The following is a 1,082-nucleotide window of genomic DNA, read 5'->3' on the forward strand; positions in this document are numbered from 1 at the left end:
GCGCGGTTTCACCCAGCGTGACAAGATCATCAAATTTGAGGGCTGCTACCACGGCCACGCTGACTGCCTGCTGGTGAAAGCCGGTTCCGGTGCGCTGACCCTCGGCCAGCCCAACTCGCCAGGCGTGCCGGCGGATTTCGCCCGTCACACCCTGACCTGCACCTATAACAATCTCGACTCGGTGCGCGCGGCGTTTGAGCAGTATCCGCAAGAGATCGCCTGTATTATCGTCGAACCGGTGGCGGGCAACATGAACTGTATCCCGCCGCAGCCGGAATTCCTGCCGGGCCTGCGTGCGCTGTGCGATGAGTTTGGCGCGCTGCTGATTATTGATGAAGTGATGACCGGCTTCCGCGTGGCGCTGGGCGGTGCCCAGGCGTATTACGACGTTACGCCAGACCTGACCTGTCTCGGCAAGATCATCGGCGGCGGTATGCCGGTTGGTGCCTTTGGCGGCCGCCGCGAAGTGATGGCCGCGCTGGCCCCCACTGGCCCGGTGTATCAGGCGGGTACGCTGTCCGGCAACCCGATTGCCATGGCCGCCGGTTTTGCCTGCCTGTCGCAGATTGCGCAGCCTGGCACCCATGCGACCTTAACCGCGCTCACCGACCAGCTGTGTGCTGGCCTGCTGGCGGCGGCAGAGGCGGAAAATATCCCGCTGGTGGTGAACCACGTCGGTGGCATGTTCGGTATTTTCTTCACCGACGCCGACAGCGTGACCTGCTACGCCGACGTGACAAAGTGCGATGTGGAGCGCTTTAAGCGTTTCTTCCATCTGATGCTGCAGGAAGGTGTTTACCTCGCGCCATCGGCCTATGAGGCCGGTTTTATGTCCCTGGCGCACAGCCAGGAAGATATTCAGCGCACCGTCGATGCCGCCCGCCGCTGCTTCGCGCAGCTGTAAACCAGCCGGGGCGCCATTCATAGCGCCCCGCTTCACTAAGCGCGCCTTAGTAACCAGATAAAATACGGCGCGCCGAAGAAGGTCGCCATCAGGCCCGCCGGGATTTGATCCGGGAAGGCCAGCATGCGGCCGCACCAGTCGGCGAACACCAGCAGGCCCCCGCCGAGCAGGCCAGCCA

At 63.2% G+C, this 1,082-nt stretch carries 2 protein-coding genes; one reads left to right on the forward strand and one right to left on the reverse strand.

Annotated elements, in window-relative coordinates; genetic code table 11:
* Positions 1-904 (forward strand): glutamate-1-semialdehyde 2,1-aminomutase (locus tag ERD80_RS22215; protein ID WP_136548585.1); only part of this gene is annotated, 904 nt, incomplete at its 5' end.
* A gap of 35 nt (positions 905-939) precedes the next feature.
* Here ERD80_RS22215 and ERD80_RS22220 read toward each other — a convergent pair.
* Positions 940-1,082 (reverse strand): iron chelate uptake ABC transporter family permease subunit (locus ERD80_RS22220; RefSeq protein WP_168926313.1); only part of this gene is annotated, 143 nt, incomplete at its 5' end.

The sequence above is a fragment of the Pantoea sp. R102 genome, assembly GCF_004916815.1.
Classification (GTDB): Bacteria; Pseudomonadota; Gammaproteobacteria; order Enterobacterales; family Enterobacteriaceae; genus Pantoea; species Pantoea dispersa.